Source organism: Marinomonas sp. A3A (assembly GCF_018336955.1).
Classification (GTDB): Bacteria; Pseudomonadota; Gammaproteobacteria; order Pseudomonadales; family Marinomonadaceae; genus Marinomonas; species Marinomonas lutimaris.
Window position 1 is genome coordinate 457,660 of sequence record NZ_CP025532.1, and the last position, 15,294, is coordinate 472,953.

General features: G+C 43.4%; 17 protein-coding genes. 6 read left to right on the forward strand and 11 right to left on the reverse strand.

The window, feature by feature from the left end:
• Nucleotides 1-525 precede the first annotated feature (525 nt).
• Both CYL31_RS02020 and CYL31_RS02025 read left to right on the forward strand, forming a co-directional pair.
• The gene (locus CYL31_RS02020) at nucleotides 526-2,229 is read left to right on the forward strand and encodes a purine-cytosine permease family protein (protein WP_212917337.1); all 1,704 of its coding nucleotides are present in this window, start codon (nucleotides 526-528) and stop codon (nucleotides 2,227-2,229) included.
• Nucleotides 2,230-2,255: 26 nt separating this feature from the next.
• On the forward strand, nucleotides 2,256-3,761 hold the full coding sequence (locus CYL31_RS02025; RefSeq protein WP_212917338.1) for a mannitol dehydrogenase family protein: 1,506 nt from the start codon (nucleotides 2,256-2,258) through the stop codon (nucleotides 3,759-3,761).
• Between the two features lie 65 nt (nucleotides 3,762-3,826).
• Here the strand turns inward: CYL31_RS02025 and CYL31_RS02030 are convergent, their stop codons facing one another.
• The gene (locus CYL31_RS02030; RefSeq protein WP_212917339.1) at nucleotides 3,827-4,753 is read right to left on the reverse strand and encodes a DMT family transporter; all 927 of its coding nucleotides are present in this window, start codon (nucleotides 4,751-4,753) and stop codon (nucleotides 3,827-3,829) included.
• A 109-nt stretch (nucleotides 4,754-4,862) separates the two neighbouring features.
• On the opposite strand from CYL31_RS02030, the gene CYL31_RS02035 reads away from it, so the two are divergent.
• Nucleotides 4,863-5,726 carry a LysR substrate-binding domain-containing protein gene (locus CYL31_RS02035; RefSeq protein ID WP_212917340.1) on the forward strand — a complete coding sequence of 288 codons (864 nt, stop codon included), beginning with the start codon at nucleotides 4,863-4,865 and terminating at the stop codon, nucleotides 5,724-5,726.
• Here the strand turns inward: CYL31_RS02035 and CYL31_RS02040 are convergent.
• Nucleotides 5,706-6,071, reverse strand: coding sequence for a GNAT family N-acetyltransferase (locus tag CYL31_RS02040; protein ID WP_212917341.1), 366 nt, complete (start codon nucleotides 6,069-6,071; stop codon nucleotides 5,706-5,708). The two genes, CYL31_RS02035 and CYL31_RS02040, sit on opposite strands and share 21 nt — an antisense overlap.
• Before the next feature lie 347 nt (nucleotides 6,072-6,418).
• On the opposite strand from CYL31_RS02040, the gene CYL31_RS02045 reads away from it, so the two are divergent.
• On the forward strand, nucleotides 6,419-7,171 hold the full coding sequence (locus tag CYL31_RS02045) for a 5'-nucleotidase, lipoprotein e(P4) family (RefSeq protein WP_249411665.1): 753 nt from the start codon (nucleotides 6,419-6,421) through the stop codon (nucleotides 7,169-7,171).
• Between the two features lie 179 nt (nucleotides 7,172-7,350).
• Here CYL31_RS02045 and CYL31_RS02050 read toward each other — a convergent pair whose 3' ends face one another.
• Nucleotides 7,351-7,674 (reverse strand): winged helix-turn-helix transcriptional regulator, encoded by a 324-nt coding sequence (locus CYL31_RS02050; protein ID WP_100186176.1) that lies wholly within the window; start codon nucleotides 7,672-7,674, stop codon nucleotides 7,351-7,353.
• 159 nt (nucleotides 7,675-7,833) lie between these two features.
• Between CYL31_RS02050 and CYL31_RS02055 the strand changes: the two genes are divergently transcribed.
• Both CYL31_RS02055 and CYL31_RS02060 read left to right on the forward strand, forming a co-directional pair.
• Nucleotides 7,834-8,160 (forward strand): nuclear transport factor 2 family protein, encoded by a 327-nt coding sequence (locus CYL31_RS02055; protein WP_249411666.1) that lies wholly within the window; start codon nucleotides 7,834-7,836, stop codon nucleotides 8,158-8,160.
• The gene (locus tag CYL31_RS02060; protein ID WP_212917342.1) at nucleotides 8,157-8,939 is read left to right on the forward strand and encodes an SDR family oxidoreductase; all 783 of its coding nucleotides are present in this window, start codon (nucleotides 8,157-8,159) and stop codon (nucleotides 8,937-8,939) included. The genes CYL31_RS02055 and CYL31_RS02060 overlap by 4 nt, the downstream gene beginning before the upstream one ends.
• A 68-nt stretch (nucleotides 8,940-9,007) precedes the next feature.
• Here CYL31_RS02060 and CYL31_RS20675 read toward each other — a convergent pair whose 3' ends face one another.
• The 8 genes from CYL31_RS20675 to CYL31_RS02100 form a co-directional block, all read right to left on the reverse strand.
• Complete coding sequence (locus tag CYL31_RS20675) at nucleotides 9,008-9,148, reverse strand: type II toxin-antitoxin system Phd/YefM family antitoxin (protein ID WP_249411667.1); 141 nt, start codon at nucleotides 9,146-9,148, stop codon at nucleotides 9,008-9,010.
• A 3-nt stretch (nucleotides 9,149-9,151) separates the two neighbouring features.
• A complete protein-coding gene (locus CYL31_RS02070) occupies nucleotides 9,152-9,352 on the reverse strand; it encodes a hypothetical protein (protein ID WP_212917343.1) in 201 nt (66 codons plus the stop codon).
• Nucleotides 9,345-10,997: a KAP family P-loop NTPase fold protein gene (locus tag CYL31_RS02075; RefSeq protein ID WP_212917344.1), complete on the reverse strand. Its 1,653-nt coding sequence runs from the start codon at nucleotides 10,995-10,997 to the stop codon at nucleotides 9,345-9,347. Before CYL31_RS02075 ends, CYL31_RS02070 begins: the two co-directional genes overlap by 8 nt.
• 38 nt (nucleotides 10,998-11,035) lie before the next feature.
• Nucleotides 11,036-11,290, reverse strand: a complete 255-nt coding sequence (locus CYL31_RS02080; RefSeq protein WP_100636858.1) for a Txe/YoeB family addiction module toxin — start codon at nucleotides 11,288-11,290, stop codon at nucleotides 11,036-11,038.
• A complete protein-coding gene (locus CYL31_RS02085) occupies nucleotides 11,287-11,541 on the reverse strand; it encodes a type II toxin-antitoxin system Phd/YefM family antitoxin (RefSeq protein ID WP_100636859.1) in 255 nt (84 codons plus the stop codon). The genes CYL31_RS02080 and CYL31_RS02085 overlap by 4 nt, the downstream gene beginning before the upstream one ends.
• Before the next feature lie 320 nt (nucleotides 11,542-11,861).
• On the reverse strand, nucleotides 11,862-13,409 hold the full coding sequence (ahpF, locus tag CYL31_RS02090) for an alkyl hydroperoxide reductase subunit F (protein WP_212917345.1): 1,548 nt from the start codon (nucleotides 13,407-13,409) through the stop codon (nucleotides 11,862-11,864).
• Nucleotides 13,410-13,501: 92 nt separating this feature from the next.
• Nucleotides 13,502-14,059, reverse strand: coding sequence for an alkyl hydroperoxide reductase subunit C (ahpC, locus tag CYL31_RS02095; protein ID WP_212917346.1), 558 nt, complete (start codon nucleotides 14,057-14,059; stop codon nucleotides 13,502-13,504).
• Between the two features lie 162 nt (nucleotides 14,060-14,221).
• Nucleotides 14,222-15,289, reverse strand: coding sequence for a response regulator (locus tag CYL31_RS02100; RefSeq protein ID WP_212917347.1), 1,068 nt, complete (start codon nucleotides 15,287-15,289; stop codon nucleotides 14,222-14,224).
• Nucleotides 15,290-15,294: the final 5 nt, after the last annotated feature.

The following is a 15,294-nucleotide window of genomic DNA, read 5'->3' on the forward strand; positions in this document are numbered from 1 at the left end:
GCGGTTTAACGATAGAACTTCTTCAAAATGAAAACCGCCTTCTGGCTCAGTCAGGAGGCGGTTTTTTTGATTTTAATATTGAGTAACTGGTTTTTCGATAGAGGGAGTTGTCACCCACAAATTGATCATCATCACTCTTTTTTTTAAAACTGATCAAAAAAGTATTTATATAAGTCTATTTATATAAAAACACTCAAAAAAGTACCTGTTTTCTATTAATTAAAGTTTCGTTGTCAAAAAAGTACCTGTTTTCTATTAATTAAAGTTTCGTTGTCAAAATAGTATCGAAAATTTGGCCCTATTGTATTTGTTTACTCCTTTCCAAGTTCTTAAACTCCTTGTCCCATATTTTCGATGATAACAAGAGCAATGCCTTTTTCAGCATCTTGGTTTTTTGGATAACGCTGCTCGAATACTGCGTTTCTTTTTAAGCTGATTTTTCACGCTGATTGATAGAAATAACGCTCAGAGGGGTCTTTGTTGGCCTTTCATAAAATTCCTATTAGAAGAATAAAGAGACCGACAATGAATTTTGAAAAGTTAGACACGGTGAATGAAGAGCAATTGCCTATTGCTAAGCATAAGCAGCATGGATGGAAGCACTTTTTAGGCTTGTACGCAGGCGAACACGTGGCGGCAACTGAGTTCGTCATTGGCGCAACGTTCGTTGCTCTCGGCGCCAAAACCATGGATATTTTACTGGGTCTCTTGATTGGTAATATTCTTGCCATTCTGAGCTGGACCTTGATCACTGCGCCCATTGCGACACAAACACGCTTAAGTCTTTATACTTATCTTGAAAAAATCACGGGTCAGTCGATGACCAAGCTCTATAACTGGGCCAATGTCGTTATTTTCACGGTTATTTCTGCCGCCATGATTACTGTTTCAAGTACGGCGGTGCGTTATCTGTTTAATATCCCAGCACAATTGAATTGGTATCCCAACAACTTTTGGTTTGTTTTGGTGGTGCTGGCGGTGGGGGCTGTCGTTGTGTTTGTTGCCATGTATGGCTTTAAAGCGGTGTCTGAGTTTTCTGGCATTTGCGGCCCTTGGCTGTTTGTTATGTTTTTCTCGGGCGCCTTGGTTATCTTGCCGGCGTTATCTGAGTCGGTGCTGGGTTCTACTGTCATCCACAGTTTCAAAGATTTTATTACGATTGGTGATCAATCTATTTGGACTGGGGTGAATGCCCATGGCGAGCCAGGAATAGGCTTGCTTGAGGTGATTGGTTTTGCGTGGGCGGCGAATACCATCACGCATTTTGGCCTAATTGATATGGCGTTGCTGCGTTATGCCAAAAAGCCTATTTATGCATTATCGACCAGCGCGGGTATGTTGTTTGGTCACTTCATCGCTTGGATTTCTGCGGGCATTATGGGAGCGGGTACGGCCATTTTGGTGAAGAAGTCTATTATTGAGTTAGATCCAGGTGATGTGGCTTTTCAAGCGTTAGGACTTTCCGGTTTTGTGATTGTGCTTATTGCTGGTTGGACGACGGCCAATGCAAACTTGTATCGTGCCGGTCTTGCGGCTCAAGCTATTTTTCCCACTTACTCTCGTAGAGGAACTACCTTTACCGTCGGTCTGGTAACAGTGTTGATTGCTTGTTTTCCATTTGTCTTTAGTAAAATGCTCCCGCTTTTAACGTATGCTGGTTTATTGGTTGTGCCAGTCGGCGCTATCGTGTTTGCCGAACACTTTGTGTTTCCGAAAATTGGTTTGACGCGCTACTGGGCAAGCTACAAAAAACTCACTCATAGCACGCCAGCCGTGGCGTCTTGGGGGATTGGATTGGCGTTTGGGTTTGGTTTAAATACACTTGATGTGATGTCTTTCTACTATCTTTTCTTGCCAACATGGTTTGTCACTATGTGTGTGTATACCCTGCTTGCTAAACGCTACGGAGCCGCTGAGAAATACCCAGAAGCGCAAGCGGAAATGGAACAGCAAGCGGATATGGTTCGTGCGTATCATAAACAGCAAGCCATCGAGCAAGCGCCTTTTGTAGAAGACCGATCTACCTTTTCTCAATTGCTGACAATCCTGTCATGGCTTAGCTTGTTAGTCACATTGGTGTTGGCATACAACACTATGTTCGAAAGCCAAGATATGACTACCTACCTCGATAATCGTGCTGTTTTCTATACCTATGGTTTTGCCTGCACCATTATCTATTTTGTCACTGCTTATTGGGCCTTGAAGCGTAAAAAAGCGCTTCAAGCTTAATGATTTATTTTTTACGAGATTCACTTATGAATACGACCATTCAGCTTAATCAAAAAAATCTTCACAACTTGCCTGACTCTTTTGTCGTCCCGACGTATGACCGAAGCAAGCTGAAATCGGGTATTGTTCACATTGGTGTCGGTGGTTTTCATCGATCCCATGAAGCATGCTACAACGATGACTTTTTGGCATTATCTGAGTCAACAGAATGGGGCATCTGTGGCATGGGCCTGCGTGAAGCCGATCGTAAAATTGGCGATATTTTAAAGCAGCAAGATTATCTCTATACCTTGATCGTGAAGCACCCAGATGGTCACCAAGAAAACCGCGTGATTGGCTCTCTTGTTGACTTTGTGTTGGCGAGCGATGACCCCTCAGCCGCGACAGATCGATTAGCGGATGTGCAGACTAAAATCGTTTCATTGACGATTACCGAAGGCGGTTATCATTTTAATTCTGCGACCAATGCCTTTGATTTTGACGATTCAGATGTTCAACATGATTTGGCTAACCCTCAATCACCAAAAATGATTTTTGGCTTTTTGGCCGAAGCGCTTAGAAAGCGTCGAGCGAAAGGTTTGCCTGCTTTCACCATACAATCTTGTGACAATATTCAACACAATGGCGATATAACCCGCAAAATGTTGCTGGCCTTTGCAGAGAAACAAGACCCCGAACTAGCGCAATGGATTGCAGAAGAAGTCCGCTTCCCAAATGCTATGGTGGATCGGATTACGCCGATGACCACATTGCAAGATATTGCGTTGCTTAAAGAGGAAGGCGTTCAAGACCTTTGGCCAGTCACTTGTGAACCATTCACGCAATGGATCATTGAAGATCATTTTTCTAATGGCCGACCAGCATGGGAATCTGTTGGTGCTCAATTTGTTCAAGATGTAACGCCGTATGAATTAATGAAAATTCGTTTGTTAAACGCGGGACATTCTGTATTGGGCTTGTTGGGTTCTATTCATGGACATGCCACCATTGATGGCTGTATTGCCGATCCTTTGTTTGCTTCGTATGTTCGTCGATTCATGGATGTCGAAGCGACACCTATCTTGGCGCCTGTTGATGGCATAAATCTAGACGAATATAAAAGCGCCTTGATTGAGCGTTTTGGCAATCCAAATATTAAAGACAACTTGGCACGTATTTGTCTGGAAAGTTCATCGAAACTGCCGAAATTCATCATTCCAACCATGATGGAAAATCTCGAAAAGGGTGGCAGCACTAAATTGGCTGCTTTAGTTATTGCAGCGTGGTGTTACTACTCGGATAAAGGCGTTGACAAAGATGGCGTCGCGTTAGACATTATGGATGACATAAAGCTCGAGTTGCATGACTATGCCTCAAAAACAGAGCAAGACAGTCTCGCTTTTCTAAAGTTGGAAAGTGTTTTTGGTGAACTGATACAACATAAGACCTTTACAGACGAATATGTTGGCATGGTGAAAACCTTATATACGAACCTAGATATTGCCGCACAAATGCATACATTGTTAAGTGAAGACCAGCTACTGACAGCGTAACCTTGTTCTTCCATTTAGTATGTAAAAGAAAGCCGACGTCATTGATATTGCGTCGGCTTTTCTGCTTAAAATGGTTTGTTTAGCAAGGAGGTTTTGTCGCGCAACCGCCATTTGGCGAATCTAATATTACCAATAATGGTACCAGTTAAAATCAGTACTAAGGCAATGGTTAATCCTAGCGTCCATTGTTCGCCAAAAATAGGTACGGCCAACACGCTGGCAAACACAGGAACTAAGGCCATCAATCCACCCATTTTAGTAGCACCTAAAATATGCACGGCACGTCCGTAAAATACCATTTGTACTGTGGTTGCCATCACGCCTTGGTAGAAAGCCTGTAAACCAATCATTTCCCAAGAAGCATCTGTCAAATGATGTGGCAAAAACAAGATATACGCAGGGGTAAAGAGCAGGGTTGTGACAGCAATAATGCCTAATGTTGCTTGCCAAGGCGCAAACTTCCAACGACGTAACAGCACAGTGAAAATCCCCCAAAAGACGCAGGCGATTACAAAGCTGATATCTCCTAGCCAATAAGATGCGCCTGATAGCATAGTTTCAGCTAGTAAGGCGAGAATGCCTAAACTGCTTATTAGAATGCCAATCCAAGACGCCCTAGTGTGACGCTCATTTGCTAAAAAGTAAGCTAACACTGCGATCATAATCGGCATTAAACCTGGTAATAAAAGAGCTGCGTGTGTTGCTGGCGCATGCTGAAAGCCATTAAATACAAATAAAGCGTAAGCCAAACCACCAATACTGCCTAACGCAAACATACGCCATTGCAAGATGGTTTTACGGTGTTGCCAAATAAACGGAAAAAACAACACAAATGCGGTGCCAAAGCGCACCATCATCATGTCTGGTAAGGCTAAAGCTCCCAAAGCGCCCGCTTTCGACACCAAGATAAAACCTGTCCATATAGCAACAGCTGCTAACGCGTACGCTACGCCAGCAATTGGTAATGAGGATTCTACATTTGATCTATTCATTTCTTTATCCTCTCGGTTTTGATTTTTTTCCAGTATAGGGTTATTGTTCTTTCATTAATAATGAATAATAAAGAACAAAGCCTTCATTAAATATGAAAGAGACGGCGACATGGATATTTCAGATCTGATTGTTTTTAAGGCTGTGGTAGAACACAAAGGCGTTACCCGAGCCGCAGAAGCTTTGCATCGAGTGCCCTCGAATGTCACTGCACGACTTAAAAAACTAGAAGGTGAACTCAATGTTGACCTCTTTTTACGAGAAAATAATCGCCTGTCTGTCACCTCGGCGGGACTGAGATTATTGGATTACACCGATAAAATTCTGCAGCTACAAAAAAGTGCCATTGCCGAGCTAACTCAAGCAGAACCTTCGGGATTATTACGATTGGGTTCCATGGAAAGCAGTGCTGCTTCGCGATTGCCCAATGTACTTTCCCGTTATCACGATACTTATCCTGCAGTCCAGATTGAACTGATGACCTCTGCTTCCATGCCGCTAATCGAGCGAGTATTGGAAGGGGAGTTGGATCTAGTGATGTCAGCTGATCCACCAGATGATCCAAGGCTATCTTGTGTGCACTGCTATGACGAAGAGTTGGTACTTATCATGCCAGCGGCATGGGGCGACCAAGCCGAGTTACCGGATTCGCTCACCATGGTGGGTTACAACAAAGGGTGCTCCTATCGAGGTCGACTAGAAAAATGGCTCAAAAGGCAAGAACACACTTGCGAGCGCATTATCGAAATTCCTAGTTATTACACCATGATCAGCTGCGTCATCGCCGGAATGGGCATCGGCATGGTGCCGCGCTCACTCTTGTCATTACATAAAACCGAAGGGCTGGCTTTCCGAACGGTTGATCAGGATATAGCCCATGCGCCAACTTACTTGGTTTCCCGCAAAGACAACCCTTCAAGCGCAATCAGTGCGTTTGTGGAATGTACCTTGGGGTTACCAGAGCAGGTAGTTTGAAACAGTGTAAAGCGCTTTGACCATAACTGCTTTATCAACACCCTTATCGTTCAAACTATGTATCACCTCGAAGCCGTATTTCAAATACAGGCGAATATTGTGCTGTTCGCACTGCAAATACAAAGAAGTGATCTGTTGAGTTTTAGCGTGCTTCAAAGCCTGTTGTAACACTGTTGTGGCGTAGCCTCTGCCGCGTTTATCGGCTGGCACAAAAACGCCTCCAAGCCAATGCTTGTAATCGGGAAATTTAGGATGTTCATGGAACTTCAGTTCCGCCACAGCAAGTAGCTCGTCATGGTCATGCAAGACAAAAGAGATGGGGGGCGCGGCTCTACTTTCCGCCACCTTTGCGACTTTTATCTCAATGTCTTCTTGTGATATTCCCTGCGTTCAATGTGCCCATTCCTCGAAATACCACTGAGCAATTGTCGGAATAAAGTGCTTCTCGTCAGCGAGGAAAGAGACCTTCATGCGGTTATTAATTTGCTTCTCCATTTCTATTTCCACTAGCTTCGTACATCAATCTAATCTAACCGTTTTTCCGCGCACTTTGCTATTTTTTACTGGGTATAAGCGTTTTTTTTATAGTGCTGAAATAAGGAAAAAGAGAAAAATAGTTTTGAGTTATAATTAAATGCGTGTTTAATAAAAATGTCACTTTAATTCGTTATACGCACATGGAGAGCTATTTTATGGGAAAAATTACCGCATCTATTCTAGTTGCCTTACCACTGTTGAGCAGTGTTACGTTTGCTGCTGAAGATACTAGTTGTACACCAAAAGAATACAATATGGCGCTGCGTTATCAGCAACAATCAGCCGAGGTTATGGCGCTTCAGCTACAGGCCTATCAGTTTGCAACACAGCGTTTTATCCAGCTCTTAGCGAATCATCATTCAGATAAAAAGCCTGCGGTGGTATTGGACCTTGATGAAACAGTGATAGACAACACGCCATTATTAGTTCGTGATGTAAATAACTGCCACGATTACACTTCTTGGGATACTTGGAGTGATTGGGAGCAAAAAGGCGAACCGACCTTGATCCCAGGGGCTAAAGATTTCATCGACTTTGTTACCCAGCAAGGTGTGAAAATTTACTATATCTCAGATCGTTTTCAGGAGAACAAAGCAGACACGCTTAAGACACTGAAAAAGCTGAATGTTGCTCAAGTAAGCAGTGATAATGTGTTGTTGTATACCGAGTCGAAAGAAGCTCGTCGTGATATCGTTCGCAAAGAGCACGATATTCTTATGTTGATTGGCGATAGCCTGCATGATTTTGCTGCAGAATTTAAAAACAAAAAATTAACTGAGTATCAGCGTGGACTCGTGGCGAAAGAAGCAGCCCATTTTGGTAATGACTGGATTGTTATGCCTAATGCCTCATACGGATCTTGGTCGAAGTCTGAGCTAAAAACGTGGAATGAAAAAGCCGCAAAATAACGCTGAATAAAACATAAACAGCCAATACGAATTAAGGTTTGTATTGGCTTTTCGATGTCGACATTTATTTTTGCAGTTCGTCTTAAATCGAGTGTTATTTCTTGGTTATGCAAGTTGAAAAAGCAAAAGGTAGGTTAGCAGTGCAAACTTTTAAATACTCCATTATTGATTCAAAACGGTCATTTTTTATTTTCAGCCCATTTAAGTAAGGCGTCTAAAGCAGGGCAAAGCTCCTGTCCCCAATCCGTTAAACTGTATTCTACTTTGGGCGGTACTTGATGATAGATAGTACGCTTTATTACCCCGTCTACTTCCATCTGACGAAGCTGTTGGATTAGCATTTTTTGTGTGATTGCTGGAATGGCTTTCTCTAATTCAGAGAAGCGTTTTACTTGTCCGCCAAAGAGATGGAAGAGGATTACCAACTTCCATTTTCCTTCTAGAATCTTTAGTACTTGCTCTACGCCATCGGCTGCAGAGGCTGGCGTCCATTTTTTTGTCATTTTTTTTATGGCCTCAGCCCTTATGAGATCAAAAACTTACTTCAGAGTAAGTACCCTACTTTTTTGTCGGTTCTTGTTTTCCAGATAGCTTAACGCCATTCTTTTCAGACAGCAATTTGGCTTGTATTGAGCCACTAATTTAAGTGAAGGAGTTGTATTATGACTATTGATCTTCCAAAACCAATCGCAAATTATTTTAAAGCAGATAAGAAAAATGGTGAGGCTATTGTTGCCTGTTTTTCCGATGAGGCAGTGGTAAAAGATGAAGGGCAGACTCATACGGGGCTGGACGCAATTAAACAGTGGAAAGCGAATGCATCGACGAAATATACCTATACGGTTGAACCGATGTCCTTACGCGAAAGCGAGGAGCAAATGATTGTCACTGGTTTGGTCGCAGGTAACTTTCCTGGGAGTCCTGTAAATCTTCAATATGTCTTCAAACTCGATGGCGACAAAATCACCGCGTTGGAGATCACTTTATGAGTTTTGATCTTGAGTTAAATGGGCGTATAGCTTTGGTTACTGGCGGAACTAAGGGATTGGGAGGTGCAGTCGTTAAGTCATTACATGAAGCTGGAGCCAGTGTTATTGCAGTTGCACGGTCTGTACCTAAAGAGGTGACACAAGGTATTTCATACATCGAGGGTGATTTGTTAAGCGCAGCTGGTTGTACTGCCTTTGTAAATACTGTGTTAGAGCAGTTTGGCAGTGTTGATATTATTGTCAATGTGCTGGGCGGTTCAAGTGCTCCTAGTGGCGGTTTTGCGGCGCTTGATGAGCAAGAGTGGGAAAATGCATTGAGTCAAAATTTACTGTCTGCGGTACGCATTGATAGGGGGTTATTGCCATCAATAATAACTAAAGGTTCAGGTGTTATTGTCCATGTTACATCGATACAGAACAAACTTCCTTTGCCAGAGTCGACCACAGCCTATGCCGCAGCGAAAGCGGCGTTATCCACTTACAGTAAAAGCTTATCGAAAGAAGTAGCGCCAAAAGGCATACGCGTTGTGCGTGTATCACCCGGTTGGATAGAAACGGAAGCATCGGTCCGACTCGCTGAGCGGCTTGCTGACCATGCTGGCACCGATTATGAGGGAGGCAAGAAAATGATTATGGATTCGCTTGGCGGCATTCCTTTAGGGCGTCCAGCCCAGCCCTCGGAAGTAGCTGACTTAATCACTTTTCTAGTGTCAGCGAGAGCGTCGTCTATCACAGGCACGGAATACATTGTGGATGGCGGTACCGTACCTACGGCCTAAACGCTTTAGCCACCATGTTGCGTGAAGATGAAACAAAAAACGCCCTGTTTGATCGACAGGGCGTTTCCTCATACGCTTGAAAGTCTTTTACTCAATGCGGCTGGTTTGCCGCCCTGACGAGTAATGAGAACAGGCTTATGATCGTCATTCACTTTATCAAACGTGCTAGCAAGATTGGCTTTAAAAGCTGAGTAACTTAGAGTATCCATATTTTACTCCTGCAAGTAAGTGTTTAAAATTTTTCCGTACGCAAAGACTTTAGCCTGTCTTACTGGCTGTGGAGAGTAAGTAACATTCTTCTGTTGAATCTGCCAAGCCACCACTCGCTTTATAGCGATGGCATTGGTTTCAGCCAGTGTGCCTTCCTCTTCTAGGAAATCATCAAAGGAAGAGCCGATATGTTTATTAGCCATTTTTGGGCTCCTCTTCTATTAGGTCTAACGCAGAAGCCAGTTCGACATAGTCTTGGTATTGTCCTGAAGAGATAGAGTCAACACCATAATGACAGCGTAATATTTTAAACCAGAGTAAACCTATTTCTAAAGACGTATGATTTTTACTGGTTAGCTGGTCGAATAGATTTGTTATAGGATTCTCTTTTGCTTGACCTGAGTCTCTCAATAGAAGGTAGATGCCTATACTGTTTTTGCTAAAAAGCTCCAAGAAACAATATTTTAGGTATTCTTTGAACAAAAACTTGTAGGTGTCTTTCCCAAATTTATTTTCTCTAGGTCTGTATTTAGATGGTGAGAGTACAGGTATATGTTCTTTGGGATTTATTCTCATTTCAATAACAGACTCACAATTTTCAAATCGGTTTTCTATATAGCCATTAAGCCCAAGGTCTTTATCTTTATTGTCTTTGTACTCTAATTTACCTGAAACCACTTTCCGAAATAACTCATTATCTTCTTCATAGAAACAAAGCAAAGTCGTCAGCATTAAAATATCAATTTTAGCCCCTTTGGGCATATTGGATATGGTCGCCACAACGCGATCTGCAATTTGAATAGCAGTTCTGGGAGGCATTTTAAAGGCATCTAAAATTACTGAAATATTGCTCAGGGTAATGCTCGCATCGTCATTTGGCGGCAGGATTTGAATCCCCGCTTTTTTCAGGTATTCGCCAGATAATTTGCTAATATCGGTATGCACTTCTAAAAAACTTTTCAGGTCTGGCGCTTTGAGGCTAAAGCGACTATTAAAGAATCGGCCAAGGTATAGACGAGCATCGAAGCCTTCGCCATAGATTGCTTTGACCGCATGTTGCAGTTGCTCGGTGTCTGTGGCGACTACAAAGACAATGCCTTGGATATCAAAGATGTGCTTGATGGTTTCGAGCATTTCTACCGCATAGCTAGGACGGCAGCGGTCTAATTCATCAATAAAAATAAAGGCAGGATAGTTGAGCTTTTGTTTTGCAGTAACGGTCTCAACCCACTTTTTCACATGAGCTTTTAAATCATCAATGGCTTTCTTTTTACCATCGTGCTCGTCAATAAGCTGTTTTACCATTGTCGAAGCAAGTTCACCCATATCTATGGGTAGACCATTTTCGTCTTGTATATCTGGCTCTTCTCCTTGCATGAGTGCAGCAAGATCAATATCTAAATAGCGCTTTGCCACACTTCTAGCAAAACCAGGTGCTGCAGCTTTTAATAGGCCTAGTGCTTTTTTGGGAAGCTGAAACTTTGGGTTGCTCTCAGACATTCCGGCCTGATCTCTTAGCTGCTTAATGACAGAAGAAATTACAGTCATTAACGGATCGTCAGAATAGTCTTGCTGCCATGCATCGATATAGACAACAGGGAAATGCGCTTTTAAGTCGTTAGACCAGCGCTTTAGAAAGTAGGTTTTACCTGAACCCCATTCGGAGTTGAGGTTGAGCACATAATTACGCTTTTCATCGCCAGACTCTCTTGTCGTATCGTAACCTTGTCCCACGAGAAACTGGGTTAAAAACTCGGCGTATTTTGCACGATTCAATGTGTCTTTCGGAAAAGACTCGCCGTCAAACTCCAGTTTTTTCGACCAATCTAAAGAGATGTTTTTTTGCATTGTAAGGCGTCCTTGCGGCAACGGTTAAAAGGGAGCTGCTAGTAGTGATAACGACACTGAACGATAAACAATTGGTTATCATCGACTTTATAGACAAGTCTGTGTTCTCGATCTATACGGCGTGACCAATAGCCAGACCAGTTATGTTTTAGTGGTTCTGGGTCACCAAGTCCTTCAAAAGGTTGTCGAGTGACGTCTTTGATTAATGTATTTATGCGTTTTAACGTCTTCTTATCTTTCTGTTGCCAGTAGAGATAATCTTCCCATGCATTTTCAGCCCAAGATAAAATCATTCCTCAATCAGTTCCCTTATCTGTGTTTTGCCTGCTTCCACTTCGGCAATGGCTTCGTTTAAACGAAAAGCATTTTTTGGACTTGCCATCAAATAGGCCGTTTCTTCATAGGCCTGGAAATCTTCTAAACTAATAAGTACGGCAGGCTTGCCTCCCTGACGAGTAATGAGAACGGGCTTGTGATCGTCATTCACTTTATCAAGAGTGCTGGCAAGATTAGTTCTAAATGCTGAGTAACTTAACGTATCCATAATATACTCCTTCAAGTAAGTACCTAAAATTGTACTTGTACTTGTTTTTGTACGCAATACTTTGTTTAAAATTTAAGCACGGTACTAAAAACTCATTCCGAGCGGTTTTACGCGCTTGCGCGTGGAGTGAGGCGGGAAGTTTGTTTCTAACCTAATTGCAGGAGCACAAAAAAACCGCCATCTCGCTAAGCCAGAGGGCGGTTTATAGGATTTTCGTTGTTTGCTTAGTGACGAACCAACCAACGCCCTGAAGCGACTTTTCGCGCTTGCGCGTGGAGCAAGGGGCGTTGGTCGGTTCGGGCGTTGCTGAAAGCGGGTGTTTAGTTACGAATCAAGTAATCAAAGGCACCTAATGCAGCGGTTGCGCCAGATCCCATGGAGATGATGATCTGTTTGTATGGCGCTGTCGTCACGTCACCCGCTGCGAAGACACCTGGAATAGACGTCTCACCATGAGCGTTGATGACGATTTCGCCTCTGTTCGTTAGCTCCAACGTGTCTTTTAAGAACTCGCTGTTTGGCACTAAGCCGATTTGTACGAAGATCCCAGCGACATCGACAAGATGAGACTCGTCGGTTAATCGGTCTGTGTATTTTAGGCCAATAACACGTTGTCCATCACCGATGACTTCCGTTGTCATGGCGTTTTTGATGATGGTGACGTTTGGTAAAGAGTTGGCTTTTTTCACCAATACATCGTCGGCACGCAAGGTGTCGGCAAATTCAAAAACCGTTACGTGTTCAGTGATGCCAGCCAAATCAATCGCGGCTTCGATACCTGAGTTACCCCCACCGATAACGGCGGTTCTTTTGCCTTTGAACAAGGGGCCGTCACAATGTGGGCAATAAGCTACGCCTTTGTTGCGGTATTCTTGTTCACCCGGGACGTTCATTTCTCTCCAGCGAGCGCCAGTGGCTAGCACAACGGATTTACTTTTTAGTATCGCGCCATTTTCTAATTCCACTTCGATGAATTCTTTCTTCTCTAGGCGAACGGCTTTTTGCAGCTTCATTAGGTCAACATCGTAATCTAATACGTGTTGCTCAAGGCCGGCGACCAATTTCGGGCCGTCAGTTGCTTTGACAGAGATGAAGTTTTCAATCGCCATGGTGTCACTGACTTGACCACCAAAACGTTCTGCTACAACGCCTGTGCGGATGCCTTTACGAGCTGCGTAAATAGCTGCGGCTGCGCCAGCTGGACCACCGCCAACAACGAGCATGTCGTAAGGTGCTTTTTCTGCCAATTCAGCAGCTTGTTTGTCAGCAGCGCCAGTGTCTACTTTGTTGACGATTTCTGCCAATGTCATGCGACCTTGGCCAAAGAGTTCGCCATTTAGGTACACAGATGGCACGGCCATGATGTTGCGTTCGTTCACTTCGTCTTGGAACAAAGAGCCATCGATCATGGTTGCTGTAATTTTAGGGTTTAATACCGCCATTAAGTTAACGGCTTGCACAACGTCTGGACAGTTGTGGCAAGAGAGGGAAATGTACACCTCAAAATTCAATTCAGCGTCCAGAGACTTAATTTGCACTAGAGTTTCTTGTGCGGCTTTTGATGGGTGGCCGCCCGCTTGTAATAGTGCCAATACGAGAGAGGTAAACTCGTGGCCCATTGGAATGCCTGCGAAACGCACACGTGCTGCTTCGCCTTTTGGCGCGATAGCCATTTGCGGTGCACGACCTGATGCGTTTTCGTCAACCGTTAAGGTGATTTTGTCGTTTTTTAGCTCAGTGATTTCGCGAGCCAATTCAAGTAATTCGTCTGATTTTGCGGAACCGTTTGTGGACACAGTAATTTCAATCGGATTAACGATATTTTGCAGGTATGTGCCCAACTGCTGTTTTAAGTTTGCTTCTAACATGATGATGAAACCTGTGTTTGATTGAGTGATTTACTGTGCTGAGAGAAAAAGGGGTCTGGTATGACCCCTTTTGGGTTCTTTATTCAGTCAGCTTAGATTTTGCCAACTAGGTCTAGAGAAGGAGTCAATGTTGCTTCACCTTCTTTCCATTTCGCAGGGCAAACTTCACCTGGGTGAGCGGCTACGTATTGTGCAGCTTTTACTTTGCGAAGTAGGTCTTGTGCGTCACGGCCAATACCTTCAGCAGTGATTTCCATTGCTTGGATTGTGCCTTGTGGGTCGATCAAGAAAGTTGCACGGTCTGCAAGACCTTGGCCTTCACGCATTACACCGAAGTTGTTAGTGATGTTGCCAGTTTGGTCGCCAACCATGAAGTATTGGATTTTGCCGATTGTTTCAGAGCTTGCGTGCCATGCTTTGTGAGTGAAGTGAGTGTCTGTAGAGACAGAGAATACTTCAACGCCGCGAGATTGAAGTTCAGCGTAGTTGTCTGCAACGTCGCCAAGTTCAGTTGGGCAAACAAAAGTGAAGTCAGCTGGGTAGAAGAAGAATACAGCCCATTTACCTAGTACGTCTTTTTCAGAAATTTCTACGAATTCGCCGTTTTTGAAAGCCGTTGCATTGAATGGTTTGATTTGCGTGTTGATCATTTTGTTTCTCCTAATGTGTGTTTGAGTGCGTTACCAACAGGACTCATATTAGGGAAAACGGTTCGATAGGTAAAATTGTTAATAACTAAAGTTGTAATTGTAAAAAACTATTTTAATGAGAGATAAGCTGTACTGAAAATAATGATTGGTTATAGCGGGAAGCTAACTTGATTCATCCGGATACTCCTGACGAATGGCAATGATTTGTTGCTCCATTAATTTTACAAAAGGCGTAAGTGCTGGATCAAAGTGTGAGCCAGAGTGCTCTTCTATATATGATAGAGCTTTATCAAGCGGCCAAGCTTCTTTGTAAGGGCGTTTGGACATTAGTGCATCAAGCACATCGGCAATAGCGACAATACGGCCTTCCAAAGGAATATCTTCGCCTTTCAAGCCTTTTGGATAGCCACTGCCGTCCCATTTTTCATGATGGGTGAGTGCGATGGTGCGAGCCATTTGTAACATCTGGTCATCGTCTTCAGAGAAGATTTCACCGCCAAAAATAGTATGAAGTTTCATGATTTCCCATTCTTCAGCTGTTAATTTTCCTGGTTTTAAAAGAATGGTATCTGAGATGCCAATTTTTCCGACATCATGCATAGGCGCAGCCTGAAAAAGGTTATTGATCCACTCTTCGTTTCCGCCATAGGCTTCAGCAATCAGTCGAGCATAGTGGCTCATACGAATAACGTGAGCGCCAGTTTCGTTGTCTTTGTATTCAACGGCACGGCCTAAATGATGGATGATACGAAGTTGGCTTGCTTGTAGTTCCTGAGTGCGTTCAGCTACCTTTTTCAGTAGTTGGCGGTTTTGATCATACAAAGCAATATGGGTGCGAACTCTAGCGCGAACGATTGGCGGACTAATTGGCTTGACGATGTAATCAATCGCTCCCATTGCAAAGCCTCGTTCTTCATCTCTGATATCGTGTTTTGCGGTCACAAAAATGACGGGTATGTTTGCGGTTGATGGGTTTCTTTTGAGCTGATAACAGACCTCATAACCATCCATATTCGGCATCATTACATCCAAAAGAATGATGTCTGGGCGTGGTATCGTTGCGGCAATAGTTAATGCTCGCATACCGTTTAGTGCAACTTTTACCGTATACTCATCTGCTAAGGAGGCGACTAAAACGTCAATGTTTTCTGGCGTATCGTCAACGATTAGAACGGTCGGTTTTTCTAGTGGTTGTTTGGTATTAGATTGCTCAAACGTCGCTTTTATCATGATGT